The organism is Bradyrhizobium erythrophlei (assembly GCF_900129505.1).
GTDB lineage: Bacteria > Pseudomonadota > Alphaproteobacteria > Rhizobiales > Xanthobacteraceae > Bradyrhizobium > Bradyrhizobium erythrophlei_D.
Window position 1 is genome coordinate 3,742,719 of record NZ_LT670818.1, and the last position, 22,947, is coordinate 3,765,665.

The following is a 22,947-nucleotide window of genomic DNA, read 5'->3' on the forward strand; positions in this document are numbered from 1 at the left end:
TCGTGCGGCCGCCATGCTCATTGCCGTCATGGTGGCGGCGGTGCCGGCGGTCGCGTCCGCCCAGGATCCGCATGGCGCGCCGCCGGCGCAGCAAAAAAGGCTCCCGGAACCTCCGAGCAAGCTGCCGAAGGTCGGTGCCGACAAGACCCGCGGACTGGACTTCCTGTTCGGCGCACTGAAGGTAGCGCCCGACGAAACCAGCGCGAAGCATGTCGAGGCCCGGATCTGGGCGCAGTGGCTGCAGACCCCGAGCGATACCGCCGCATTGCTGATGATGCGCGCCAAGGTCGCGATGGACGCCCAGCAGACGGACGTCGCGCTGAAACTGCTCGATGCCCTGGTCAAGTTGCGTCCGGACTGGGTCGAGGTCTGGAACCGGCGTGCGACGCTTTATTACCTGCAGAATGATTACGGCCGCTCGCTGCAGGATATCCAGCAGGTGCTGATCCGCGAACCCCGCCATTTCGGCGCGCTGGCGGGGCTGGGCATGATCATGCAGGATCTCGGCGACAACAAGCGCGCGCTTGATGCCTTCCGCAGGGCGCTCGCGATCAATCCGCACATGGACAAGGTGCCGGAGCTGGTCAAGACCTTGAGCGAAAAGGTCGAAGGCCGCGATATCTGATCGATTTCCCGGCGCGCTGTTCGCGTGCCAGCCACGGTCCCTCACGATCGATCGTGAGCCGGAGCATTTTGAGCCGGACCGTTGTGAGCCGGACCATTATGAGCCGGAGCCGACTTCGCCAATCCGCCGGCCGACGGCCAAGATCGTCGCGGCAGGCGGAACCGGGGCGTCTTCAAGCCAAGTCGAGAAGCCAAGTTGAGCTGATTTACCTGAAGAAGACGCGTCAAACGCAACAGGCCCTAGTGCAGCACCTCACTGCCGTGCTCGAACGGCCCGCCAAGGGCCACGGCCGCGTAAAGCTGTTGAAGCTCTGCCTCCAACTGCTCGTTGACCAGCAGCAGCGCCCTCAGCGCGCTATGCAGGTCGCCATTGCAGCTTGCCACGATCCGGTCGATGGCATTTTCGCTCGGTCTGGAACTCATCGAAGCACCCTCTAGTTGTCCCTGAACAAACAAATCCCTGGTGCCCGCTCCGCGTTCCTGTGGATTGCGTGGATAGGTCCCAACGACGACAGCCTGATGGCGCGCGCCCATCACTTCGCAACGCTGCGGCTGACCGATGAATATAAAGTTACTGATGACGGCGATATGAAGGCACGTTGCAGGCGGGTGCAAAAACCCGCACAGATTTTGTGGGTAACGGCAAAAACGGTATCCTTGTGGCAGAATGGGCGCCCACGAAACCGCACCGCTCCCGGAACCGTAGCTCAGGGGTGCCCACATTCATCCGGACATTGCAAATGATATCAATGGTTGTCGTGGCGGCGCTGGCGATCCTGGCGCTGATCACGCAGGCCGGGGTCCTTGTCCTGGAGCGCCTTTATCCTGCCCAGGGCAGGATGATCGAGGTCGCCGGCGCGAAACTCAACGTCCTCGAGATCGGGCCGCGCGATGCCGCCGGTCCGCCTGTCGTGATGATCCATGGTGCGAGCTCGAATCTCGAGGTGATGCGCGGGCCGCTCGGCGACAGGCTTGCCAAAAATCATCGGGTGATCCTGATCGATCGTCCAGGCCATGGCTGGAGCACGCGCGCGCGTCTGGAAGATTCCACGCCGGCCATTCAGGGCCGAATGATCGACGAGGCCCTTGATAAACTCGGCGTCGGATCCGCGATCTTCGTGGTGCATTCCTGGAGCGGCGCCCTCGGCGCGCGCATCGCGCTCGATTATCCCGAACGTGTCGCGGGCCTGGTGATGCTGGCGCCGGTCGCTTATCCATGGCGGGGCGGCGTCGGGTGGTACAACAGGGCCGTTGCCACGCCCTTGATCGGCCCGCTGCTCGCCTACACGGTCACGCTGCCGCTCGGCATCCTTCTGGCCGGGCCGGGGGCGCGCGATGTGTTCCTGCCGCAGATCATGCCGCCAAATTTCGTCGCCGATACCGCGACGCCGCTGTTGCTGCGGCCGCGCGAATCTCTTGCCAATGCAAGGGATCTGGTGACGCTGAAGGCGGCGGTTGACGAACAGGCGCCGCGCTACGGCAACATCAAGGCGCCGGTGGTGGTGATTTCGGGCGACGTCGACAAGACCGTGACGACCAGTATTCATTCCCTGCCGTTCGCAAGCGCGGTGAGCGATGCCAAACTGATCGTGCTGCCGGAGGTCGGCCATATGATCCAATACGCCGCGCCCGATCTCGTGACCGCGGAAATCGAAGCCCTGATCGGTGAGCGCGCACGGCGCGCCGCGGCTGTCGCCAAATAGGGCGGCCCTCAAACACGCAGGGCTCGATTGAAGCTGAAGCCTGGGTCTGCCGTGTTGGAACTGCAGCCGCGGGATGGTAAGCTGCCACCATGAAGAAGTCCGATATCATCTGCCCGCAATGCAATGCCGGTTACCGCCGGATTGAACTGGTTTCCATAGGTGGGCCAAGGGGCGAGTATCGTTGCCTGCTTTGCAACCATCTGCTCGAGGTTTTCGACGGCTCCACCGAAGTCGCCATTCGCCTCACGGTTCAGCCCGAAAAGACTTTCGAGCGAGGGTCCGAGTGAGCGTCGCGAGCGAGGCCGCCTCCGCTGGCGGCCTTACTGCTTTTGGGCGGCCGCAGTCGTCGGATTGGGGCCATCTTCCAGGCATCGGTTGATGGCCGCCGTCTGGTCTCGTGGCAGCACCTTTGCCACATCGACTTGATGACGGCATTGCATTTGCTTGATTTGCTCGGCACGGCGCTTTGCCGCAGCCTCGCGATACTCGGGAGCCACGGCATTCGGATCGACCAGCTTCTGCGCGAAGGCCGGTTCGGCGAACATGACCACGGCAACCAGACTCAACCGCCAAAACGATTTCATGGAAATGTCCTCAAGGCGTTTTCGAGCGAAGTGGACACCGGTTTGCATAGCGAAAACGCGTTAAAACAAAAGGCCAGGGTATCAGAAAAAGCCCGGACTGAGATCCAGTCCGTAGGACGCAAGCAGGAGAGACACGGTCAGGCCGACGCCGCAAAACATGATAATGGTCTTGAGCGTCTCGACGTCAACCCGTGTTCCGGATACGCGCGTAAGAACCTTTGCGAGAGCAGCCATTTGCGATCTCCAGGCTCGGCCCCCATCGTGGGGACCGTTCACCACTCGTAGCCCAGCCGGCGTTCGACGTGTGTGAACGAGGTCACATCCCGCCGGTGGATTCGACGAAATCGCAGCAAATTAATCGCTGCAGCGCAGGCGGAAAATGGTCGGCCGCGGCGTGATTTGAGCATCGACGGGCGGAGCCACCGACTGGCGAGAATCGCTGTGTGGGTGCAATCTGGCCGCTGGAGCCGGCGGGCCCCGGTGGGGTGCGGTCCGAGCCCGAGCCCATAACCAACAGCTGACACGGAGGGTTCATGCGACGCTTCGTTGTTTTAACCGTCGCAGCGCTGGCGATGACGTCCTGCTATCCAGAGGAGGAGGTGACGGGATCAATCCACAATAAATGCGCAACCGAGCTGTACAGCCGCTTCAATCCCAAAGCGATGGATCAGTGCATGGCGGTCTGCATCAAATGCGACCGTGGCACGACGACCACGTGCTCGACGTCGTGCACGCTCAAGGGCGCGCGCTGATTTCGCGGCCTTCGGCACCACCGTCGATGATGCCGAAAGATCGTCGTTCCTCGACCCGTTAAGCCGCTGAATCCCGGTTAACGGCGATCACGGCGCTACTGGCTCTTGATCTTGCCATCCTTGTCGAACTGCGAAATGAACGCCCAGAGATTGTTGATTTCGGTTTCGTTCTTGATGCCGGCGAAAGCCATCTTGGTTCCCGGAACTTTCGCCTTCGGATCCTTGATGTATTCCTTGAACTGGGCCTCGTTCCAGGTGATGCCGGAATTCTTGTTGGCGTCGGAATAGCTGTAGCCTTCGGCCGTGCCCGACTTGCGGCCGTCGAGGCCATTCAGTTCAGGGCCGACCTTGTTCTTGGCGCCTTCGCCGATCGAGTGGCAGGCCATGCATTTGTTGAAGGACGTCTTGCCGGCCGCAACGTCCTGCGCCAGCGCGCTCGATGCGGCTGCGGACGTTGCGATGACGAGCAGCGCGCTCAGGGTCGGGTTTTTCATGATGTGCTCTTCATGGGTTCGGGGGGAGGGGGCGACGATGCCGCAGCCCTTGTTGCATAGGCCGCTCGCGGTGGACAAGCCGTCAAAACGCCCAAGGGTTTCCTACGTCTTTCGGATTGCCTTCATTTCCGCGTGCGAGCTACCCAAAGCGGTCCAGACATGCTTGATTTGCCACGAGAAATCGGCGAGCAGAGAGTCGCTCGCCTGGTCAGGCGTCCCCGGGGAGAAGCAGACATGGCCATTCTGATGCCGGCATCGGATCAGGCGGTGTTGAACCGCCGCGAGGAAATCGTGACGGCGCTGCGCGCGATCGTGCCGGGCGAGGGCGTCATCGACAGTCCCGCCGAAATGCTCCCATACGAGTCCGACGGGCTGATGGCCTATCGCCAGCCGCCGATGGTGGTGGTGCTGCCGGACACCACCGAACAGGTCGCGCGGGTGCTGAAATACTGCTTCGAGCAGGGCATCAAGGTGGTGCCGCGCGGCTCCGGCACGTCGCTGTCGGGCGGCGCGCTGCCGCTTGCGGACGCGGTGCTGCTGGGCTTAGGCAAATTCAAGCGCATCCGCGAGATCGATTTCGACAACCGCGTGGTGGTGACCGAGCCGGGGGTGACCAACCTCGCCATCAGCCAGGCGGTCGCCCACGCCGGATATTATTATGCGCCCGATCCCTCGTCGCAGATCGCCTGCTCGATCGGCGGCAATGTCGCGGAGAATTCCGGCGGCGTGCATTGCCTGAAATATGGCATGACCACCAACAACGTGCTGGGCTGCGAGATCGTCCTGATCACCGGGGAAATCCTGCGGATCGGCGGCAAGTCGGCCGAGACCTCGGGCTACGACCTGATGGGGATCATCACGGGATCGGAAGGCCTGCTCGGCGTCATCACCGAGGTTACGGTGCGCATCCTGCAGAAGCCGGAGACCGCACGCGCCCTGATGGTCGGTTTTGCGCAAGTCGAGGCGGCCGGTCAGTGCGTGGCTGAAATCATCGGCGCCGGCATCATTCCCGGCGGCATGGAAATGATGGACAAACCGGCGATCCACGCCGCCGAGGCCTTTGTGCATGCCGGCTATCCGCTCGACGTCGAGGCGCTTCTGATCATCGAACTCGACGGCCCCGGGGTCGAAGTCGATGAACTGATCAGGCGGGTGGAAGCAATCGCGCAAGGCTGCGGCTCCACCACCTGCCAGATCTCCAATTCGGAGACCGAGCGCAATCTGTTCTGGGCCGGCCGCAAGGCGGCCTTTCCCGCCGTGGGGCGGATTTCGCCCGACTATCTCTGCATGGACGGCACCATCCCGCGCGGCAAATTGCCGGAGGCCCTGGCGCGGATCCGCGACCTCTCCGTCAAATACGATCTCCGCGTCGCCAACGTGTTTCACGCCGGCGACGGCAATCTGCACCCGCTGATCCTGTACGATGCCAACAAGCCTGGCGAGATGGAGCGGGCCGAAGCCTTCGGCGCCGATATCTTGCGGGCCTGCGTCGAACTCGGCGGCGTGCTGACCGGCGAGCATGGCGTCGGCATCGAAAAGCGCGATCTGATGCCGGAGATGTTCAGCGAGATCGATCTCAACCAGCAGCAGCGGCTGAAATGCGCGTTCGACGCGCAGGGCCTGCTCAATCCCGGCAAGGTATTTCCAACCCTGCACCGCTGCGCCGAGCTCGGGCGCATGCACGTCCATGGCGGCAAGCTGGCGTTCGCGGAGATTCCACGGTTTTAAAAGGCTTGGCGGGCCCTTGTGGCTTGCGATGCGGGTGGCGCGACATGGCTGACATCCCGATGCGTGCGACGATGGGGGCGGCGACGCAGGCGCGAAGCGCGAAGCGGCTGCTGTTTATCGACAACATCCGATGGACCATGATCATATTGGTGCTGAGCATGCACGCGTCTGACACCTACAGCCCGTTCGGGAACTGGTACTATACGGATCGGCAAGCGATGGGCCTCGGTGCGAAGCTTTTCTTCGGCGTCTACCAGAGCTTCCTGCAGGCGTTCTTCATGGCGCTGCTCTTCTTCATTGCGGGCTATTTTTCCGCGGCCGCCTACGACCGAAAGGGCTTCTCGCCGTTCGTGCGTGACCGGTTTATCCGGCTTGGATTGCCGACCCTGCTTTACATGCTGGTGATCGGTCCCCTGACCCAGTATTTCCTGTCGCGGACGTGGGGAACCGGCGGTTTTCTACACCAATGGCTGCTTCATCTCCAGGACGGGGAGTGGCTGTCGGAAACCGGGCCGATGTGGTTTTGCGCGGTCCTTTTGCTGTTCTCGGTCATCTACGGTTTGATCCGCCTGCGGGGATGGAACGAGCCCAGGATCGAACTCGGCAACAAAGGTCGCGACAGTCTGTCGATAGCCGCTTTCATCGCCCTCATGGCCGCGTCGACCTTTGTGGTTCGGATCGCCGTGACGGAGGATGCCTCCGTGCTCAATGTGCATCCCGGCGATTTCCCCCAATACGCCCTGATGTACACGGCCGGCGCGTTCGGCTATCGCGGCGGCTGGATTATGGGGCTGTCGGAACGTGTCTGCATTCTTTGGGCGTCGGCCACGCTGACGGCCGCGGTCCCCTTGTTCGCCGCGCTGCTTCTGTTTGGCGGCGCGCTGTCTGGCCAGACCGCGCAATATGTCGGCGGTTTCAACCCGGTCAGCGCCGGAAAATGCCTTTGGGAAGCGCTCGTCTGCGTCGGAATGGGCCTTCTGCTGCTCGCGGTCTATCGGCGCAATTTCGACCGGCAGAATGAGGGGGCGCGGTGGCTGTCGGACAATGCCTTCGGCGTCTATCTCATCCACCCGCCGATCCTGATCGGCTTTGCCATCCTTCTGCAAGGGCTCACGCTCCACCCGGTGGCGAAGGCCGCGGTACTGACCCTGCTCGCGGCTATCGGCAGTTTCGCCGCATCGGCGTTCGTCTTGCGGAAGTCGCCGCTGCGGCGGATCACCTAGAATTCGGCATGAGCCAATGTTTCGAGTAAGGGTCTCGCTTTGGCGGCGCTGATTTTTCAATCGTCATCCACGCGCTTGCGGAGTATCCATCATGTCCGGCCGACAGCAGCAACCTGGAGCTTGATCCAAAATCGTGGACACTTTGAAAGTACGTGACGCCAAGGACGTCGAAGAAGTGGTGCGCGCCGCGATCGCCGGCGAGCAGCCGCTCGAAATCATCGGCCACGGCTCAAAGCGCCTGATCGGCCAGCCGATGGCGACCAACGCGCTGCTCGACCTGTCGTCGCTCAACGCGGTGACCTCCTATGAGCCGAACGAGCTGATCATCACCGTTCAGGCCGGCGCGCCGCTCGCCGACGTCAAGTCACTGATCGATTCCAAAAATCAGCAGTTCGCCTTCGAGCCGATCGACACCGCGCCGCTGTTGGGCACGCCGAGCCTCGGCACCATCGGCGGCATGATCGGCGCCGGCCTCGCCGGACCCCGCCGCATCAGGGCCGGCGGCGCTCGCGATCATCTGTTGGGGGCGCACGGCGTGTCCGGTTTCGGCGACAGCTTCAAGGCCGGCGGCCGGGTGGTGAAGAACGTCACCGGCTACGATCTCTGCAAATTGCTGGCGGGGTCCTGGGGCACGCTCTCGGTGATGACGGAAGTGACCCTGAAGGTGATGCCGCGGCCCGAGACCGAGCGCACGCTGGTCTTGCGGGGGCTCGACGATGTCACCGCCAACCGGGCGATGACCGCAGCACTGGGCTCGCCGTTCGATGTGTCCGCCGCGGCGCATCTGCCGAACTCGGCGTTTCGCGCCGAAGGCAACGAGCTTGCCGGCCTCGGGTCGACGCGCGAGGCGGTTACCTTGCTGCGGCTGGAAGGGATTGCGGCGTCGGCCGCCCATCGCGCCGCTGCGCTCGACAAGCTCATGGCGCCGTTTGGGGCGGCACAGACGATCGATGACGTGGCCTCCGCCGCGATCTGGAGCTCCGTTCGCGACGTTGTTCCGTTCGCGGCCGCTGGCCCGCTGGGGGCGTGGCCGGTGTGGCGGATCGTTTGCCCGCCGGCTTGCGGCGGCGCGCTCGGCGAGCAACTCGCGCGCGACGCCGGCGGCGACGTGATCTACGACTGGGGCGGGGGCCTGATCTGGGCGGCGCTGCCCCCGAAGCCCGACGCTCAGGCCGCGCTGGTGCGCCAGCGCGTCGGGGCCGTCGGCGGGCACGCCACGCTGGTGCGCGCATCCGACGAGGTGCGCCGCAATGTCGATGTGTTCCATCCCCAGCCGGCCGGGGTCGCCAGCCTGAGCGAACGGGTCCGCCAAGCCTTCGACCCGAAGAACATCCTCAATCGCGGCCGGATGATACGAGGTTCCGCGGCATGAAAACCGAATTCAGCCTTGCCCAACTCGCCGATCCCGATATCGCGCAGGCCGACAAGATCCTGCGCGCCTGCGTGCATTGCGGGTTCTGTACGGCGACCTGTCCGACCTATGTGCTGCTCGGCGACGAGCTCGATAGCCCGCGTGGGCGGATCTACCTGATCAAGGAGATGCTGGAGAAGAACCGGCCGCCGACCGCTGATGTCGTCAAGCACATCGACCGCTGTCTCTCCTGCCTGTCCTGCATGACCACGTGTCCGTCGGGCGTGAACTACATGCATCTGGTCGATCAGGCGCGGGCCAGGATTGAAAGGGACTATCGAAGACCGCTTTCCGAACGGCTGTTCCGCGCGGCTCTCGCCTGGATTCTGCCGCGGCCCGGCCTGCTTCGCGCCGGCATGATTCTGGGACGGTTCGCCCGGCCGCTGGCCGCCCTGTTGCCGACCCCCAAAGCGGCATCGGGGACGCCGGCTTTATTGCGGCGAATCAAGGCGATGCTGGCCCTTTCACCGGCCAGCCTGCCGGCGGCCGGACCGGCTGGCGGAAGCGTTTTTGCGGCGAAGGGCGAACGACGCGGGCGGGTCGCCTTGCTGCAGGGCTGCGCCCAGCAGGTGCTGGCGCCGCGTATCAACCAGGCCGCCATCAACGTCCTGACCCGTCACGGCGTCGAGGTGGTGCTGGTCAAGGACGAGCAATGCTGCGGCGCGCTGACCCATCACCTCGGCCGCGACGACGACGCGCTGGCGCGCGCGCGCGCCAACATCGGCGTCTGGCTCAGGGAGGCCGAGCAGAGCGGTCTCGACGCCATCCTGGTGACGACGTCGGGCTGTGGCACCGTGATCAAGGACTATGGTTACATGCTGCGCGAGGACCGCGACTTCGCAGGTCCTGCCGCGAAGATATCGGCGCTGGCCAAGGACATCACCGAGTATCTCGGCAGCATCTCGCTGCAGCCGACGCAGCAGCACGGCGACATCGTGATCGCCTATCACTCGGCTTGTTCGCTGCAGCACGGACAGAAAATCACGCAAGCCCCGAAAGAATTGCTTTCCAAGAACGGATTCGTGGTGAAAGATGTCCCCGAGAGCCATTTGTGTTGCGGTTCGGCGGGGACCTACAACATTCTCCAGCCTGACATTGCGAACAAATTGCGCGATCGGAAGGTCGCCAATATTGCGATGGTCAAGCCGGACATGATTGCTGCGGGCAATATTGGATGCATGGTGCAGATTGCCGGCGGCACGTCAGTTCCTGTGGTGCACACGGTTGAGCTTCTCGATTGGGCGACAGGCGGTCCCCGGCCGGGATTGAACTGATCGTTGGGCCTTGAGCTTGAGGCGGACGACTTGAAACGCTCGATAGACATTGGTCGGCGGCAACAGGAGGATCACGATGGCTAAAGGCAAAAAGAAGAAGGCTGGCAAGAAGGCTAAAAAGGCCAAGAAGAGTCTGGTGACGGCGAGGAAGAAATCGGCGAAGAAGTCGGGTAAGAAGGCGGCCAAGAAATCCGCCAAGAAGTCCGCGAAGAAATCTGCGAAGAAATCGGCCAAGAAATCGAAGGCGGCCGCGCCGAAGAAATCCGCCAAGAAGGCCGCCGCCCCGGAGAGCCCGGTAAAGAAGGCGGCTGCCAAGCCCGCTATACCCAAGCCCGCTATACCCAAGCCCGTTAAACCCAAGCCCGTTAAACCGAAGCCTGCCGTTCCCGCGGCTGAGCCGACTCCGGCGCCCGCTCCGGCACCGAGCTGGGCCGCCCCCAGCCCCGCGCCGACATGGGGACATTCGGGTGAGAATTCATCGACCCCGTCCTCCACTGGCGGAGACGAAAGCAACTAACCGACTTGCCGGAGTTGCCGGAGAACTGGATTTCAAGGCCGCAGCGCCCGGCGCTGCGGCCTTTTTTACGGGGCCAACTCAACCTTTGATTCGATTGACTTCATCATGCATCCCCCAGGCCCGGCCAATTCCGTGGCGGAAATGTCGCCCAAGCGACGCTGAAACGGGTCAAAATTGTTGTCCGAATGCAACACCCGCTGACAACCTTCCCGAGAAAGCCCGTTCCGCCTAAAAAGTCGGCAGATGCTCGTCTTTTTTGCTTCACTGCGCGGGTGGCGCGTTCCAAATTGCGGCCACGTTAAGGAATTTCGCTACAGTCGGTTGTCGCTTGCCCTTGGGGGGCGCCGGAATCGGACTGATCTTTAAAATGTGATGGGGATCGTCATGAAGAAATTGGTTTTGTTAGCAACGGCGCTGGCAATGGTATCGGGTTCCGCTCTTGCAGCAGATATGCCCGTTAAGGCGGTCAAGGCTCCGCCGCCGGCGGCATTCGATCCATGGGATGTCGCTTTCGGCAGCGCGATCATGAACGATTACATCTTCCGCGGTGTCACTCAGTCCAACCACAACCCCTCGGTCGCTGCCTATTTCGAGCCGCGCTATAACGTTACCAAGGATCTGCAGCTCTACATCGGCACCTCGTTCGAGAGCATATCCTTCCCGAACCGCGCCGCGGCTGAGGTCGACATCTACGGCGGTATCCGTCCGACGTTCGGCGCGTTCGCGTTCGATATCGGCGTCTGGGGTTACCTGTACCCGGGCGGTAAGTGCTTTTTTGGCGCGCCCTTCGATACCGCTGGAAATGCGCTCAGCGCCGACTGCGCAAACCCGCTTAACTTCCTGCCCAACGGCAACGTCGCCAAGAAGGACGCGAGCTTCTTCGAAGTGTACGGCAAGGTTAACTACACCATCAACGACAACTGGCAGGTCGGAGTGAACGAGTATTATTCGCCGAACTTCCTCAACCTCGGCGCTTGGGGCAACTATGCGTCGATCACCGGCAAGTGGACCGCGCCGAGCACGACCTTCGGAACCAGCGGCGTTGGCATGTACGTCTCCGGCGAATTCGGCCGTCAGTGGCTCGGAACCTCGGATTCCTTCTACGGCGTCGTTCAACTTGCTGGCTTTCCCAACTTCACAAGAGGTATTCCTGAGCCCAGCTACAATACCTGGAACATCGGTGTCGGTTTCACCTACAAAGTGTTCACGCTTGATCTGCGCTACTCCGATACCAACCTGTCGAAGGGTAACTGCAACGCCTTCACCAGCGATTACACTGCCGGTGGAACGAACAACGTGACCTCGATCAATCCGGGCGGTGCGGGCTCGAACTGGTGCGGTGCAGCGGGCATCGCCAAGCTCTCGGCTGACCTGACCGCGATGACCAACCTGAAGTAAGTTTATTCCTTCGAGGCGACCGGGGCGGCAGAGCGATCTGCCGCCCCTTTTCGTTGGCGGCGAGGTTTCGCATGAGACGGGATTTGCGGCAGGTGGCGGCCGATGCGATCCGTCGCAACGATCGTCACAATGCGCTGGCGGGAGCGGTTGCCGGCGTCGGCGCGGCGATCGCGATCGGCGTCATGGAGTGGTTCTCGCTCGAATCGCACTACCCGCTGGTGATCATCCCGTTTGCCACCTCGATCGTGCTGGTCATCGGATCGCCCCAAGTGGAGCCGGCGCAGCCGCGTGCGCTGATCGGCGGCCATGTGGTTTCAACGCTGGTTGGCCTTGCCGTGCTCCATTGCACCGGGCCGCAGGCCTGGGCGGCCGCCGCTGCCGTCGGGTTGGCCGTGCTTGCGATGTATGTCACCGGCACGTTTCATCCGCCGGCGGGAATCAATCCGCTGCTGGTGGTCTCCAACAACCTGCCATGGTCGTTTCTTTTCGCACCGGTGCTGGCGGGCGCGTTGCTGCTGGCCGCCTTTGCTTATCTCTGGCACCGCTGGGTCCGCCGCCGGCCATGGCCGCAGCGCTGGCTATGAGGCACCTGGCCGGGCGGGGTACGTCAGGGGACCTTGACGTCTTCCTTGCGGTTCTGCAGTTCGAACCGGTCGCCGTCGCGGTTCAGCACCACATTGCGCTGGTGAAAGGCCTCCAGCGTCGAGCGATGGCCGATCGAGACGATGGTGGTGGCCGGCAATTTCTTCTCGATCAGTTTGTAAAGCGCCGCCTCCGAGGCCTCGTCGAGCGAGGCGGTCGCTTCATCGAGGAACAGATATTGCGGCTCGTGCAGAAAGGCGCGGGCAAGGCCGAGGCGCTGCTGTTCGCCCAGCGACAGCATGCGATTCCAATGCGCTTCCTCGTCCAGTCTTGCGGCGAGCTGAGGCAGGCCCACCGCGATCAGGACATCCCTGACCCGGTCCGAACTGAACGCGCCGGCTTCCGCCGGATAGACGATCGCAGCCTTGAGCGAGCCGACCGGAAAATACGGCCGCTGCGGCAGCATCATGAGCGTGGCCTTTGAAGGAATCGAAATCGAGCCGCTGCCGAACGGCCAGACGCCCGCGATCGCGCGGAACAAGGTCGACTTGCCCGCGCCGGATGGACCGGTGACCAGGGTGCGCTCGTTGCCGCTGATGCTGAAGCTGTCGGCTGCGACCAGCGGCGTTCCGTTGGGCAGGCTGACGACGAGTTTCTCGAGGTCGATGGCTCCGTGGCCGTCCGGCTTGACGTGAATGATGTTCTTGTCGACGTTCAGCGCGGCGGCATTTTCTATCGATCTCTCGAATCCGCTCAGACGTTCCACCACGGACCGCCATTCGGCGATCGTCCGGTACGAGGTGATAATGAACGACAGCGAATCCTGCACGCTGCCGAACGCGGATGCCGTCTGCATCATGCCGCCGAGCTGAATCTTCTCGGCGAAATAGGCCGGCGCCACCAGGATGTAAGGGAAGATCACCGCGGCCTGCGAGTAACTCGACGTGAATGCCGTCACCTTCTTGGTACGCTGCATGATGCCGATCCAGTTCTCGACCACCAGCGCGAAGCGCGACAACAGCCGTGTCCGTTCGGCCGGCTCGCCGCGCAGCAGTGCGATCTGCTCGGCGTTTTCCCGCGCGCGAACCAGATTGAAACGAAAGTCGGCCTCAAACCGCTGTTGCTGGAAGTTGAGCCCGACCAGCGGCCAGCCGATCAGATGGGTCAATAGCGTCCCGAGCAGCGCGTAGATCAGTGCGCCCCACACCAGGTAGCCGGGAATCGCAATGTCATTGCCGAACAGATGCAGCGGCGCCTCGTTGGATAAGCCCCACAGGATGAAGACGAACGAGGCCAGCGTCACGACCGAACTCAAGAGCCCGATGCCGAGCCCCAGCGTCTGCTCGACGAAACGCTGGGTATCGTCCGCGATGCGCTGGTCCGGGTTGTCGGCGGCGTCGCCGAGAAGCTGCATGCGATAATGATTGGCATCGTGCAGCCAGCCGCCGAGATAGCGGCCCGTCATCCACCGCCGCCACCGGATCTGAAGCCACTGATTGAGATAGAGCTGATAGACCTTCAATGCGACCCAGAACGTCGCCAGCACGCAGAAATAGCCGAGCTGGTACCAGAACACGGCCTGATTCCGCTCCTGCAGCGCATTGTAAAAAACATTGTTCCAGCGGTTGAACAGGACGGTGAGGAACACGCCCCCCAGCTCGAGGACAATGACCGCGGCCAACAGCCCGCGGCCGGCCCATTTATCTTCGGAGCGGAAATAAGGTGCGGCGATGCGCCATACCGCGGCGAGCGTCGAGCGAATGTTGTTCACAGATTGCCGTCTCCAAGAGATTGGCTTCAAAGGCCTGAAAGAATGGGAGAATTGGGAGAGCTTAGACTAAAGTCGTAGACCTCATGATCTGCGTTCGCTTGTCCCAGCCTCGTGATCAACCCTAGCATGGGTGCAACGGCGAGGGGCGGGGGACGTCCAGTTTTCGCGAGGTTGTGAGCGGATTTGGCATTTCCCAAATTCGCGGCCGATTTCGCGCATGGCAAAGACGCTCTCCTGCAACCACGCAGGCATGCCCGGCCGTCCACGCTGGTCGGGCCGCCGCATAATGGCGTGGGGAGGAAGTGCAATGTGGAACCAAATCTATAACCCGCTCGGCAACGCCGCGTTGTCGACGGTCGCCGCCGCAATCCCTGTGGTCACGCTGCTGGTCTTGATTGCCAGCGGCAAGGTCAAGGCTCACATCGCGGCCATCATTGCCGTGGTCCTGACCAACCTGATCGCGATCTTCGTCTTCACCATGCCGGCCAACATGTCGATTCGCGCGACGCTGCTCGGCGTCGTGGCCGGGTTCTTCCCGATCGGCTGGATCGTGCTGAACGTTATCTTCCTCTACCAGATTACGGTTGCGACCGGAAAATTCGAACTCTTGAAGCGCGCGGTCGGCGGCGTCACCGAGGACCGGCGCTTGCAGCTGTTGCTGATCGCGTTTTCCTTCGGTGCATTCTTCGAGGGCGCCTCGGGATTTGGCACGCCGGTCGCGATCACCGGTTCGGTCCTGATCGGCCTCGGCTTCTCGCCGCTTGCCGCTTCCGGCCTGTCGCTGATCGCCAATACCGCGCCGGTCGCCTATGGCGCGCTCGGCACGCCGATCCAGGGGCTGGCTTCGGTGACCGGTCTCGATCCCTACATTCTGGGCGCGATGGTCGGACGCCAGCTGCCGGTGTTCTCGCTGATCGTTCCGTTCTGGGTGGTATGGGCGTTCGCCGGCTGGAAGGGCATGAAGGACATCTGGCCGGCCATTCTGGTCACCGGCCTGTCGTTCGCGATCCCGCAATTCGTGATCTCGAACTACATCAATCCCTGGATCGTCGATATCGGCGCTTCCCTGATCTCGATGGGCTGCCTGATTCTGTTCCTGAGGGTCTGGCAGCCCAGGCAGCTCTGGCTGTCGCCGGCGCTGCGCGGCAAGGATGAATCGGCAGCCACCATGGCCGCCACGAAGCCCATGGATAAAACGCGGCTGACGCAAGGCGAACTGTGGAGCGCGCTGTTGCCATGGATCATCGTCTGCATCGTGATGCTGATCTGGGGCAACGGAGGTTTCAAGACCTGGGCGAACACCAACTTCGTCTGGAACTACCCGGTTCCCGACCTGCACAACATGATCAACAAGGTGCCGCCGGTGGCGGCGAAGCCGACGCCGGAAGGCGCCGTTTTCGGCTTCACCTATTTGTCGTTCACCGGAACGGGCATGCTGATCGCCGCGATCATCTCCGGCGCCCTGGCGGGCTTCTCGCCAATGCGGATGGTTGCGGAATATGGCCGTACCATCAGGCTGTGCGCGATCTCGCTGATCACGATCTCGGCGATGCTTGCGATCGGCACGCTGACACGGCTGTCCGGCGTCGACGCGACGCTGGGTCTGGCGTTTGCCGCGACCGGCGTGCTCTATCCCTTCTTCGGCACCCTGCTCGGCTGGCTTGGCGTGGCGCTGACCGGCTCGGATACGGCCTCGAACATTCTGTTCGGCAATCTGCAGAAGATCACGTCAGAGCAACTCGGCCTGTCGTCGGTGCTGATGGCCGCCGCCAACTCGTCCGGCGGCGTGATGGGCAAGATGATCGACGCACAGTCGATCGTCGTCGCGTCCACTGCCACCAACTGGTACGGTCATGAGGGAACGATCCTGCGCTTCGTGTTCAAGCACTCGATCGCGCTGGCGTGCCTGGTCGGCCTGTTCGTGATGCTGCAGGCCTATGTCTATCCGTTCACGGCGATGGTCCTGAAATAGCGCGCCATTCCAGCCGACACGAAAAGCCCCCGCGGGCGATGGTCCGCGGGGGTTTTGCGTTTGGAAAATTTTTGTGGCGGTCAATCTGGTCAATGTCGCGCCTGCCCATTAGAACAGCGCGCCGAGACAGTTTGAGGGATGAATGTTTTCAGTGACAGGTTTTGTGAGGCAGGCCGCAATCGCGCTGGCTTTCGCCACGGCTGCGTTTCATGTCGTCCCGGCTTGCGCCGACGAGGAGTTTCCGTTCGGGATGGTCATGACGCTGGAGGCCGCGCCTCAACCGGGATCGAAGCGGGTGCCGAACATGGAGATCGGCGACAATGGCGAGGCCGTGCTGGAACTGTGGTGCAAGGGCGCTAAGGGCCAGTTCTCGGTAGCGGGCAATACCGTGATCTTTGTCACCGGGCAGTTCGAGGATCGCGCCTGCCCGCCGGCCAAGGCACAGGCCGACGACGAGTTGGTTGCCGCGTTGAGCGAGGCCGGCACCTGGAAACGGCAGGGCGATCTCGTCACCTTTATCGGAACGACGACACTGCGCTTCCGTCTCGATACCAACTAGGGCGTTTTCAAGCGAATTGGACATCGGTTCGCGTTGAGAAAACGCGTCAAATCAAGAATCCAGAGCCCGGTTTCGATTCTATCGAAACGGGGCTCTGAGCGGCCTGACGAGATAAGCCGCAGCTTTACTTCCAAGCAGACTTATCCGAATCCCAGCGCTGGCCCTTGAATTCCTTCGCCAGCGCATCCACCGAGCCGTTGTCCTCGGTCTGGTCGCCTTCCTCGTCGCCGCTGGCTTCAGCGGCCAAATTGAGTTTGGCGCCCGCGGACTCGTCCGCCGTCGAAATCACCGGATTGCCGATCCACAGCATCAACTTGTCCGACCCGCCGGGCTTGTCGGGGGAGACCAGCGCCGTGACCTCGACCGTCTCGGTGAGGTCGAGCGCGGGATAGGCCTGGCTCGGCCGCTTGAATGTGAGTTGCAGCGTGCCGGTGTTGGCGTTCCAGGCGGCCGCGGACGATTTCGCCGCCAGCGTCCTGGTGAGGACGCCGGCGATCCCGGCGGCAAGCTTGTCCTTGTTGATCTTGTCGCCGTCGCGCCAGTCGACGGCGGAAAAGCGGATGGTGCGTTCCATGTCGACCATGCCGCTGGCCCAGCCGGCGGCGACCACGCCGGGCTGCGACTTGAACTTGGCAATCAGCGCTGCGGCGCGATCCGGGTCCGCCGACAGGGTGATGGTCTGCTCGCCGGCGCGCAGCGCATCGCAGGTGACGGCGAGGCTGCTGAGAGCAACCTCGAGATCCTGCCCCTTCAGGCTTTTGAGAAAATCCAGCGCCGCCTCCAGCTTCACCTTCACGCCGATCGATTCCGGCGACACTTCGCTGAAATCCTTTGGCGCCGATGTGATGACGTCGTCGACGGTCTGGTTATCCCTGAATTCCTTTTCACTGAGATCGGAATTGTCCGACGAGGCGACTTCGGTGACGGTTGGGCCGATGCTGATCTGGCCCTTGAATTCGAAGGTGTCGCCGGTCGGCTTGCGCGCCAGTTTGACCGTGACCGGCAATTTGCCGCCGAGGGTCTGCGTGGTTCCGGTCATGGCCTGACCGTTGACCGCGAGATCGGCGACGAAGCGGTCCTTGCGGTCCGAGCCCTTCTCGGCGGGATAGCAGACGTCGAGCACCGCCGAGGTGACCGTCTTGCCCTGCCGCGTCTCCTTGAGGATGACGTCGGCGTTGCCGTCCATCAAGCCGTCGATGGCCGTGAAATATCTGGTTTCGTTGGCGTTGGCAGGCTTGGTCGAAAGCTTCATCTGAGCAAAGGCAAGGTCCGACGACGCCGTCATCAGACCGACCACACAAAACAGAAGCGCGCGCATACTAAGTTCCCCGACAGCCAGAATCGGCCGCTAACGTAGAGCTTTTTGGCCAAAAAAGAAGGCCGCCCGGAGGCGGCCTTCTTCGATCCGTGATGTTGCCGTAAGGCTTTAGAAGCCCATTCCGCCCATGCCACCCATACCGCCGCCACCGCCGCCGGGCATCGCCGGCGCCGGCTCCTTCGGCAGTTCGGCGACCATGGCCTCCGTCGTGACCAGAAGGCCGGCCACCGAGGCCGCGTCCTGCAGCGCGGCGCGCACCACCTTGGCCGGGTCGATGATGCCCTTGGCGACCATATCGACATACTCTTCGGTCTGCGCGTCGAAGCCGAACGTCTCCGACTTGTCCTCGAGGATCTTGCCGACCACGATCGAGCCCTCGACCCCCGCATTCTCGGCGATCTGGCGGACCGGCGCTTCCAGCGCCTTCAGCACGATATTGATGCCGGCCTGCACGTCGGAGTTCTCGTTGTGGATACGGCCGACCGCCTTCTTGGCGCGCAGCAGCGCGACGCCGCCGCCCGGGACGATGCCTTCCTGCACCGCGGCGCGGGTAGCGTTGAGCGCGTCCTCGACGCGATCCTTCTTCTCCTTCACCTCGATTTCGGTCGCGCCGCCGACGCGAATGACCGCGACGCCGCCGGCGAGCTTGGCGAGCCGCTCCTGCAGCTTCTCGCGGTCGTAGTCGGAGGTGGTCTCCTCGATCTGCGCCTTGATCTGGCCGACCCGGGACTCGATGTCCTTCTTCTTGCCGGCGCCCTTGACGATGGTGGTGTTTTCCTTGTCGATCACGACCTTGCCGGCACGGCCGAGCATGTTGATCGTCACGCTTTCGAGCTTCATGCCGAGTTCATCTGATATCAGCTGGCCGCCGGTCAGGATCGCGATGTCTTCCAGCATCGCCTTGCGGCGGTCGCCGAAGCCGGGCGCCTTGACGGCGGCGACCTTCAGTCCGCCGCGCAGGCGGTTGACCACCAGCGTCGCCAGCGCCTCGCCTTCGACGTCTTCCGCGATGATGAGGAGCGGGCGGCCCGACTGCACCACGGCCTCCAGCACCGGCAGCATCGACTGCAGGCCGGACAGCTTCTTCTCGTGCAGCAGCACGTAGACGTCTTCCAGTTCGGCGGTCATCTTTTCGGCATTGGTGATGAAATAGGGGCTGAGATAACCGCGGTCGAACTTCATGCCCTCGACGATGTCGACTTCGGTTTCCAGCGACTTGTTCTCCTCGACGGTGATGACGCCTTCGTTGCCGACCTTCTGCATCGCCTGCGCGATCATCTTGCCGATCGCGGCGTCGCCGTTGGCGGAGATGGTGCCGATCTGGGCAACCTCGGACGACGAGGCGACCGGCTTGGCGCGCTTCTGGATATCCTTGACCACGGCGTGCACCGCGATCTCGATGCCGCGCTTGAGGTCCATCGGGTTCATGCCGGCGGCGACCGACTTGGCGCCCTCCCGCACGATCGCCTGCGCCAGCACGGTGGCGGTGGTGGTGCCGTCGCCGGCGGTGTCGTTGGTCTTGGAGGCGACTTCGCGCAGCATCTGCGCGCCCATGTTCTCGAACTTGTCGTCAAGTTCGATTTCCTTGGCGACGGTGACGCCGTCCTTGGTGATGCGCGGCGCGCCGAAACTCTTTTCGATGACCACATTGCGGCCCTTGGGGCCCAGCGTCACCTTCACCGCGTTGGCGAGAATGTCGACGCCGCGCAGCATGCGATCACGCGCGTCTCCGGAAAATTTTACGTCCTTGGCAGCCATTTGAATTACTCCTGATGAATTGGGTACGGTCGTTTGCCGCGCTTCCTCACCGACGTGCCCGGGGCGAAAGCGCGAAGCGCGTCTTCGGCCAATTGACCCGGGCATCCATGCTGTTCGGAAGAATCTTGCGAAGGTGATGGATTGCGGGGTCAGGCCCGGCAATGACGCGTGGTATGAGGCGGCTGTATTATTCGCCTCAGGCCAGTACGCCCATGATGTCGCTCTCCTTCATGATCAGGAGTTCCTCGCCGTCGAGCTTGATCTCGGTGCCCGACCACTTGCCGAACAGCACGCGGTCGCCGACCTTGAGGTCGATCGGAATCAGCTTGCCGGCTTCGTCACGGCCGCCCGGGCCGACCGCGGTGATTTCGCCCTGCGAGGGCTTTTCCTTGGCGCTGTCCGGAATGATGATGCCGCCCTTGGACTTTTCTTCGGCGTCGATACGTTTGACCACGACACGGTCATGCAGCGGACGAAATTTGGATTTAGCCATCACGGTTCCTCTTGCAGGCTCGGTTTTCGGATCTGGTCGCGAAGCGAAACTGGATCGGAATACGGGCGTATTCGACCCCCCAGCGGGGCAAATCAGCCCGTTTCCCTTAGCAATCGCTCTCTCGGAGTGCTAATTGTGCGGCCGGGAATATGGCTTGGCGCGGTTCCTGTCAAGCAAGCCGGGAGTTAATCCGTTGGTGAGGCCGATATAGGATGTTTGAGGAAGCCAAATCGGAGCGCCGGCGTATTTTACCGGACGTCATTGCTCCGACAGCAGTTTTACGCTTGGCTGCGGGACGGGCGCGGCCACGAATTTGTTCGGGGGAATATACTATGGTCAGGTCACTTAGCGCGCGGTCGGTTGCCAACCTGGGAATCGCCTCGGCGCTAGCGTTATTCCTGGGCGCGTGCGGAAGCTTCAGCCTGCCGTCCTTATCGTCATCCTCTCCCGAACCGGCTCCGGAGCCGGGCGTGGGGCCCGAAATGCCGGCGTCCATCCGCGCGGACGAAATTGTCGGCCGCTGGGGTCTCGCCTCCTACCAGAATCCCGCGGACCGGGCGCGCACCGAGGCGGCGGCGAAGGGGCAGTGCAAACAACCCTATGTGATCGGAGCCGGCACGTCGGGCGGCGTCATCATGCACCTGGCCGACCAGGCGACGCCGCAGGAGCTGCGGCTCAAGGGCAGCCCGGGCGGCAAGAACTTTATCGGTCCGCCCGGACCGGCCGGCGGCGAGCAGGATCGCGAGATCGTCTCGTTCGATGGACGGGTCCTGATCACCCGGTTCACCGACAAGGATGCGGCGACCCGCTACGGCAACATGGTCTATGTCCGCTGCTCGCCGCGGGCGTGAGCTGCTGAATCCGTCGGTGCATTTAACCCGACAAAAAACGCCGGCATCGGGCGGCGCAATTCGTCACGGACGACAAACAGGAGCGGTGCACACGTACGCGCACCGCTCCTTTATAAGTCTTCTCAGTTTGGAAGATTCTGTCGGTCCCCCACTACCAGGTTTTGAAGGAGGTTCTTTACCTCCTGCGCCCGGTCTTTGGCATAGTCGTCCGCGTCGTTCACGCAGGTGAAGCTTGCGGCTTGCGTGGGATTTCCCGCCTGGTACTTAACAACCTTCGGGTATGGGCACAAAGGCCGAGTCATAGCCACGCCTTGAGACGGGTCGCCGTTTTTGTACGCAGTGGCGAGCAATGTATCCGGCTCAGCGCGCTGTTCGACCCATTTCTCCAGAGCCGCGACCGCATCAAAATTGTTGGGACCAGGGCCACCACCACAGTGGCTCATTCCAGGCACCATGAACAATCGGAAATAGTCTGCGGTTTTGTGAATGTTCCCCGAATCGTTCGATAAAACGACGTTATTATAGTACTCGATGGGAAGGCTTTGGGCATTCAATGCGTCTATCCAGCCCTGGGTCATGATGAGCTTGTGACCAAGCTCCCTCAGTCTACTCAGATTCGGACTGGTAGCGTCGATCTTCGGGCTCAGCACTTGATCGACCCGCTTAGCGTCGCTGTCGTAGTTGAACGTCGTCCAATCCCAATTCGGGTTGTTAAACACCGTATTGGCGAGGAGGGGCTGAGCGAAAAATGCTATGAGCGAGCCTTGGATCAACGCCCACTGGCTCTCACTTCCCGGCGCAAAACCGGGATAAAGTTTCAGGCCGGTCCGCGGATTTGTGACCGGCGAATATAGATGCTTAACCGCGGCCAGCTGTGGCGCGGTAAGGCATGTGCCCGAGCTTTGACCCGCCGTGCAAAGAAGTGCCGACGGATCAAAATGACAATCTCGGGGATCGTTCAGGAAGGTATCCGTAACAAGCGCCTTCGCCGACGTGCAGGCGTTGAGCACCGCGGTATTTAGGGCGTTTAAGGTACTCTGCGGAACCAGGGCCGCCGGGTTTTGCGCGGACGGTAGGCCACCCCACAGGAAACTTTCCATGAGATGGGCATAATCCATCCCGGGAGAGCCGGCCCATAAGCCATCGAAATCCTCGGGATAGTATTCGGCTTCCTCCATGGCTTCCGCGCCACCGGTTGAACAGCCGGCGTAGTAGGAATATCGGATATCCTTCTTGTAAAACTGCTTGATAATGTCCTTTGCAGCGACCGTCATAAGATGGATGGAAGTATGCCCCCAATCATAAAGTGAGACCGGATTTTGCGCCCAGGGAAGCGGTGCGCCGATCGCTCCGATTGTACCCCCTTCGTGGCCGGTATCCGTAGTCGCCGCCGCAAAGCCGGCGTTCACGGGAGCGGCCAACGCTGCGTAACTTATGCTGCCGCCAAAGCCCCCGCTTCCTTGCGCCTCGTATTTGCCGTTCCAATCGGAAGCGGGCATCCATATTTCGATTTTGACTGCTTCGGTCGGCTGCGTACTTACGGTCGCGGCGACGCGACAAAACGCTGGCATATTGCCGACGTTTGTACCGTCGGGGGCGACGTAGGCGCCCGCGAATATCGATTGCGCCGCCGTAATGGTCGTATTGGCCACGTGTGCGTTTATCAGGCTCTCGCATGTAGCCGCGAATGACGCCGTCGGTGCGAGTGCGACTGACGACATCATAGCTGCAGCAAGTGCGGGAAGTAGACGATTGGCTTTCATCATTTGCTCCTTGAAAACGACAACTCTCCCACGACGCTTCAGATGAAGCGTCATCTTTTCGTTCGAAGCCTTTGAGGAGTTTTATTGAGGCGCGTCGCCCCCACCCCCCTTTTATTTTTCAAGACACGCCTTCTGCGTGCGTGCTCGATTCACTTGATTAACGCTGCTCCAC

23 protein-coding genes are annotated in these 22,947 nt (G+C 62.2%); 13 read left to right on the plus strand and 10 right to left on the minus strand.

Annotated features, from left to right (window positions below; all coding sequences use genetic code 11):
* Positions 1-13: 13 nt before the first annotated feature.
* Positions 14-625, plus strand: a complete 612-nt coding sequence (locus B5525_RS17255; protein WP_154073273.1) for a tetratricopeptide repeat protein — start codon at positions 14-16, stop codon at positions 623-625.
* A gap of 239 nt (positions 626-864) precedes the next feature.
* Here B5525_RS17255 and B5525_RS17260 read toward each other — a convergent pair whose 3' ends face one another.
* Complete coding sequence (locus tag B5525_RS17260) at positions 865-1,047, minus strand: hypothetical protein (protein ID WP_079567085.1); 183 nt, start codon at positions 1,045-1,047, stop codon at positions 865-867.
* A 317-nt stretch (positions 1,048-1,364) separates the two neighbouring features.
* On the opposite strand from B5525_RS17260, the gene B5525_RS17265 reads away from it, so the two are divergent.
* Entirely contained in the window at positions 1,365-2,327 is a 963-nt protein-coding gene (locus B5525_RS17265) for an alpha/beta fold hydrolase (protein WP_079567086.1), read from the plus strand.
* A gap of 89 nt (positions 2,328-2,416) precedes the next feature.
* Positions 2,417-2,614 carry an MJ0042-type zinc finger domain-containing protein gene (locus B5525_RS17270; protein WP_079567087.1) on the plus strand — a complete coding sequence of 66 codons (198 nt, stop codon included), beginning with the start codon at positions 2,417-2,419 and terminating at the stop codon, positions 2,612-2,614.
* Positions 2,615-2,647: 33 nt separating this feature from the next.
* Here B5525_RS17270 and B5525_RS17275 read toward each other — a convergent pair whose 3' ends face one another.
* A complete protein-coding gene (locus tag B5525_RS17275; RefSeq protein WP_079567088.1) occupies positions 2,648-2,911 on the minus strand; it encodes a hypothetical protein in 264 nt (87 codons plus the stop codon).
* Positions 2,912-2,992: 81 nt separating this feature from the next.
* The gene (locus tag B5525_RS45375; RefSeq protein WP_172899905.1) at positions 2,993-3,145 is read right to left on the minus strand and encodes a hypothetical protein; all 153 of its coding nucleotides are present in this window, start codon (positions 3,143-3,145) and stop codon (positions 2,993-2,995) included.
* A gap of 299 nt (positions 3,146-3,444) precedes the next feature.
* Between B5525_RS45375 and B5525_RS17280 the strand changes: the two genes are divergently transcribed.
* Positions 3,445-3,663, plus strand: a complete 219-nt coding sequence (locus B5525_RS17280) for a hypothetical protein (RefSeq protein WP_079567089.1) — start codon at positions 3,445-3,447, stop codon at positions 3,661-3,663.
* 95 nt (positions 3,664-3,758) lie between these two features.
* Here the strand turns inward: B5525_RS17280 and cycA are convergent, their stop codons facing one another.
* Positions 3,759-4,157, minus strand: a complete 399-nt coding sequence (gene cycA, locus B5525_RS17285; protein WP_079567090.1) for a cytochrome c-550 CycA — start codon at positions 4,155-4,157, stop codon at positions 3,759-3,761.
* A gap of 234 nt (positions 4,158-4,391) precedes the next feature.
* Here cycA and B5525_RS17290 point away from each other — a divergent pair, with 234 nt between their 5' ends.
* From B5525_RS17290 to glcF, 4 genes are all read left to right on the plus strand, one after another.
* Positions 4,392-5,885 carry an FAD-linked oxidase C-terminal domain-containing protein gene (locus B5525_RS17290; protein WP_079567091.1) on the plus strand — a complete coding sequence of 498 codons (1,494 nt, stop codon included), beginning with the start codon at positions 4,392-4,394 and terminating at the stop codon, positions 5,883-5,885.
* Between the two features lie 44 nt (positions 5,886-5,929).
* Complete coding sequence (locus B5525_RS17295; RefSeq protein WP_079567092.1) at positions 5,930-7,108, plus strand: acyltransferase family protein; 1,179 nt, start codon at positions 5,930-5,932, stop codon at positions 7,106-7,108.
* 133 nt (positions 7,109-7,241) lie between these two features.
* Complete coding sequence (locus B5525_RS17300; protein ID WP_079567093.1) at positions 7,242-8,480, plus strand: FAD-binding protein; 1,239 nt, start codon at positions 7,242-7,244, stop codon at positions 8,478-8,480.
* A complete protein-coding gene (glcF, locus tag B5525_RS17305) occupies positions 8,477-9,793 on the plus strand; it encodes a glycolate oxidase subunit GlcF (protein WP_079567094.1) in 1,317 nt (438 codons plus the stop codon). The genes B5525_RS17300 and glcF overlap by 4 nt, the downstream gene beginning before the upstream one ends.
* Here the strand turns inward: glcF and B5525_RS43995 are convergent.
* Complete coding sequence (locus tag B5525_RS43995) at positions 9,722-10,108, minus strand: hypothetical protein (protein ID WP_154073274.1); 387 nt, start codon at positions 10,106-10,108, stop codon at positions 9,722-9,724. The genes glcF and B5525_RS43995 overlap by 72 nt on opposite strands.
* A 586-nt stretch (positions 10,109-10,694) precedes the next feature.
* Here B5525_RS43995 and B5525_RS17315 point away from each other — a divergent pair.
* Together B5525_RS17315 and B5525_RS17320 are read left to right on the plus strand one after the other, a co-directional pair.
* A complete protein-coding gene (locus B5525_RS17315; protein ID WP_079573465.1) occupies positions 10,695-11,708 on the plus strand; it encodes a TorF family putative porin in 1,014 nt (337 codons plus the stop codon).
* Between the two features lie 71 nt (positions 11,709-11,779).
* Positions 11,780-12,292 (plus strand): HPP family protein, encoded by a 513-nt coding sequence (locus B5525_RS17320; RefSeq protein ID WP_079567096.1) that lies wholly within the window; start codon positions 11,780-11,782, stop codon positions 12,290-12,292.
* A gap of 23 nt (positions 12,293-12,315) precedes the next feature.
* Here B5525_RS17320 and B5525_RS17325 read toward each other — a convergent pair whose 3' ends face one another.
* Entirely contained in the window at positions 12,316-14,061 is a 1,746-nt protein-coding gene (locus B5525_RS17325) for an ABC transporter ATP-binding protein/permease (protein ID WP_079567097.1), read from the minus strand.
* A 307-nt stretch (positions 14,062-14,368) separates the two neighbouring features.
* On the opposite strand from B5525_RS17325, the gene B5525_RS17330 reads away from it, so the two are divergent.
* Both B5525_RS17330 and B5525_RS17335 read left to right on the plus strand, forming a co-directional pair.
* The gene (locus tag B5525_RS17330) at positions 14,369-16,033 is read left to right on the plus strand and encodes an L-lactate permease (protein WP_079567098.1); all 1,665 of its coding nucleotides are present in this window, start codon (positions 14,369-14,371) and stop codon (positions 16,031-16,033) included.
* 250 nt (positions 16,034-16,283) lie between these two features.
* Positions 16,284-16,592: an META domain-containing protein gene (locus B5525_RS17335; RefSeq protein ID WP_244568050.1), complete on the plus strand. Its 309-nt coding sequence runs from the start codon at positions 16,284-16,286 to the stop codon at positions 16,590-16,592.
* Between the two features lie 124 nt (positions 16,593-16,716).
* Here the strand turns inward: B5525_RS17335 and B5525_RS17340 are convergent, their stop codons facing one another.
* The 3 genes from B5525_RS17340 to B5525_RS17350 all read right to left on the minus strand — a co-directional run bounded on the left by B5525_RS17340 (position 16,717) and on the right by B5525_RS17350 (position 20,161).
* Entirely contained in the window at positions 16,717-17,910 is a 1,194-nt protein-coding gene (locus tag B5525_RS17340) for a hypothetical protein (protein WP_079567100.1), read from the minus strand.
* Between the two features lie 108 nt (positions 17,911-18,018).
* Complete coding sequence (gene groL, locus B5525_RS17345) at positions 18,019-19,668, minus strand: chaperonin GroEL (protein WP_079567101.1); 1,650 nt, start codon at positions 19,666-19,668, stop codon at positions 18,019-18,021.
* A 196-nt stretch (positions 19,669-19,864) separates the two neighbouring features.
* Positions 19,865-20,161: a co-chaperone GroES gene (locus B5525_RS17350; RefSeq protein WP_079567102.1), complete on the minus strand. Its 297-nt coding sequence runs from the start codon at positions 20,159-20,161 to the stop codon at positions 19,865-19,867.
* A gap of 332 nt (positions 20,162-20,493) precedes the next feature.
* On the opposite strand from B5525_RS17350, the gene B5525_RS17355 reads away from it, so the two are divergent.
* On the plus strand, positions 20,494-21,012 hold the full coding sequence (locus B5525_RS17355) for a hypothetical protein (protein ID WP_079567103.1): 519 nt from the start codon (positions 20,494-20,496) through the stop codon (positions 21,010-21,012).
* A 122-nt stretch (positions 21,013-21,134) separates the two neighbouring features.
* Here the strand turns inward: B5525_RS17355 and B5525_RS17360 are convergent, their stop codons facing one another.
* A complete protein-coding gene (locus B5525_RS17360; RefSeq protein ID WP_172899906.1) occupies positions 21,135-22,775 on the minus strand; it encodes a tannase/feruloyl esterase family alpha/beta hydrolase in 1,641 nt (546 codons plus the stop codon).
* Positions 22,776-22,947: the final 172 nt, after the last annotated feature.

Excerpts from the sequence above, each read along its gene's own strand:
- B5525_RS17350 (WP_079567102.1), bottom strand. The coding sequence starts at position 20,161 with ATGGCTAAATCCAAATTTCGTCCGCTGCATGACCGTGTCGTGGTCAAA.
- B5525_RS17335 (WP_244568050.1), top strand. The coding sequence starts at position 16,284 with ATGGTCATGACGCTGGAGGCCGCGCCTCAACCGGGATCGAAGCGGGTG.
- groL (WP_079567101.1), bottom strand. The coding sequence starts at position 19,668 with ATGGCTGCCAAGGACGTAAAATTTTCCGGAGACGCGCGTGATCGCATG.
- B5525_RS17270 (WP_079567087.1), top strand. The coding sequence starts at position 2,417 with ATGAAGAAGTCCGATATCATCTGCCCGCAATGCAATGCCGGTTACCGC.
- B5525_RS17265 (WP_079567086.1), top strand. The coding sequence starts at position 1,365 with ATGATATCAATGGTTGTCGTGGCGGCGCTGGCGATCCTGGCGCTGATC.
- B5525_RS17290 (WP_079567091.1), top strand. The coding sequence starts at position 4,392 with ATGGCCATTCTGATGCCGGCATCGGATCAGGCGGTGTTGAACCGCCGC.
- B5525_RS17260 (WP_079567085.1), bottom strand. The coding sequence starts at position 1,047 with ATGAGTTCCAGACCGAGCGAAAATGCCATCGACCGGATCGTGGCAAGC.
- B5525_RS17360 (WP_172899906.1), bottom strand. The coding sequence starts at position 22,775 with ATGAAAGCCAATCGTCTACTTCCCGCACTTGCTGCAGCTATGATGTCG.
- cycA (WP_079567090.1), bottom strand. The coding sequence starts at position 4,157 with ATGAAAAACCCGACCCTGAGCGCGCTGCTCGTCATCGCAACGTCCGCA.
- glcF (WP_079567094.1), top strand. The coding sequence starts at position 8,477 with ATGAAAACCGAATTCAGCCTTGCCCAACTCGCCGATCCCGATATCGCG.
- B5525_RS17295 (WP_079567092.1), top strand. The coding sequence starts at position 5,930 with ATGGCTGACATCCCGATGCGTGCGACGATGGGGGCGGCGACGCAGGCG.
- B5525_RS17315 (WP_079573465.1), top strand. The coding sequence starts at position 10,695 with ATGAAGAAATTGGTTTTGTTAGCAACGGCGCTGGCAATGGTATCGGGT.
- B5525_RS17330 (WP_079567098.1), top strand. The coding sequence starts at position 14,369 with ATGTGGAACCAAATCTATAACCCGCTCGGCAACGCCGCGTTGTCGACG.
- B5525_RS17275 (WP_079567088.1), bottom strand. The coding sequence starts at position 2,911 with ATGAAATCGTTTTGGCGGTTGAGTCTGGTTGCCGTGGTCATGTTCGCC.
- B5525_RS45375 (WP_172899905.1), bottom strand. The coding sequence starts at position 3,145 with ATGGCTGCTCTCGCAAAGGTTCTTACGCGCGTATCCGGAACACGGGTT.
- B5525_RS17340 (WP_079567100.1), bottom strand. The coding sequence starts at position 17,910 with ATGCGCGCGCTTCTGTTTTGTGTGGTCGGTCTGATGACGGCGTCGTCG.
- B5525_RS17255 (WP_154073273.1), top strand. The coding sequence starts at position 14 with ATGCTCATTGCCGTCATGGTGGCGGCGGTGCCGGCGGTCGCGTCCGCC.
- B5525_RS17320 (WP_079567096.1), top strand. The coding sequence starts at position 11,780 with ATGAGACGGGATTTGCGGCAGGTGGCGGCCGATGCGATCCGTCGCAAC.
- B5525_RS17280 (WP_079567089.1), top strand. The coding sequence starts at position 3,445 with ATGCGACGCTTCGTTGTTTTAACCGTCGCAGCGCTGGCGATGACGTCC.
- B5525_RS17355 (WP_079567103.1), top strand. The coding sequence starts at position 20,494 with ATGGTCAGGTCACTTAGCGCGCGGTCGGTTGCCAACCTGGGAATCGCC.